2 protein-coding genes and 1 pseudogene are annotated in these 910 nt (G+C 38.4%); 1 reads left to right on the plus strand and 2 read right to left on the minus strand.

Annotated elements, in window-relative coordinates; genetic code table 11:
- The coding region (locus WS44_RS09575) for a transporter substrate-binding domain-containing protein (RefSeq protein WP_046434127.1) at window positions 1-154 on the plus strand (154 nt) is incomplete at its 5' end.
- Window positions 155-387: 233 nt separating this feature from the next.
- On the opposite strand, the gene WS44_RS10225 is transcribed toward WS44_RS09575, so the two are convergent.
- Both WS44_RS10225 and WS44_RS10230 read right to left on the minus strand, forming a co-directional pair.
- A complete protein-coding gene (locus WS44_RS10225) occupies window positions 388-663 on the minus strand; it encodes a hypothetical protein (RefSeq protein WP_288145746.1) in 276 nt (91 codons plus the stop codon).
- Between the two features lie 47 nt (window positions 664-710).
- A pseudogene (locus tag WS44_RS10230) lies at window positions 711-910 on the minus strand (XRE family transcriptional regulator); the annotation flags it as partial.

A 910-nucleotide genomic window follows, 5' to 3' on the forward strand; every position in this document is an offset into this window, starting at 1 on the left:
TGGTATTGCCGTCAACAAAGGACAAACGGCAATGATGAAGCACATCAATACTGCTTTAGATGAATTAAAAAAGGACGGTACTTACACCCGTCTTGCTAAAAAATGGTTCGGCAATATTCCTGGCTTCAACATCAAAGAAATTGAGCAATATTAAAAAGCATAGAACTAGCAATTCGTTAGCTCTATGCTTTTTTATACAAATCATTATTTCCCAGTAAATAGTTTAACCTAGGCCACTCGAAAATAGCAACTTTGGCTATTCATGTGCCGCATACATTGCACGCCAAGTTTCTTCCATCTTGGCCAGGCCATGCCAATCTCCTACTTAGCACATCATATATAGTTCATATGCTGGATCATAAACAGCTGGATTATCCTTATTCTCTTTCAAGTAAGCCCAACAATATCGATTAACATGAAACGAAAACGTTCAATTTCATTACGATTAAAGAAGACCTCAAAGTACTTAGCTACTAATTTCTTAAGCTCAATATGATAAGCATTCTTAAGCAAATCAGGCTGATCACGGTAACTAAGCAAAGTCTCCTCGGCAATGCCGGTTTCTTTGCTTAAAATGCCCAGATCTACGCTTTCATCGGTTAATAGCTGAGTGCAACGCTCAACATCATTCATAATATGCGGCCGGTGATTCATCTTAGACATGAGAACCGGTTTATTTAGTTCCGCAATAATATTATGAGCGGCCTTCTTCACAATAAGAGTGCTTTATCTTCAGGAAGACTTTGCTTAACTACTTTTCCAACAACATAGGTGTGGTCCGTAACTTCATATTTTTGTGTAACTTGATTGGACTTGTTGCCGCACACATCACTAATTGCAACGCCATCTGTGGCTGCTTGGTCATAGTCAAAAAAGATATGTTTTTTATCACCGGTAATTGGTGAAAACG

Source organism: Lactobacillus sp. N54.MGS-719 (genome assembly GCF_000980505.1).
Classification (GTDB): domain Bacteria; phylum Bacillota; class Bacilli; order Lactobacillales; family Lactobacillaceae; genus Lactobacillus; species Lactobacillus amylovorus.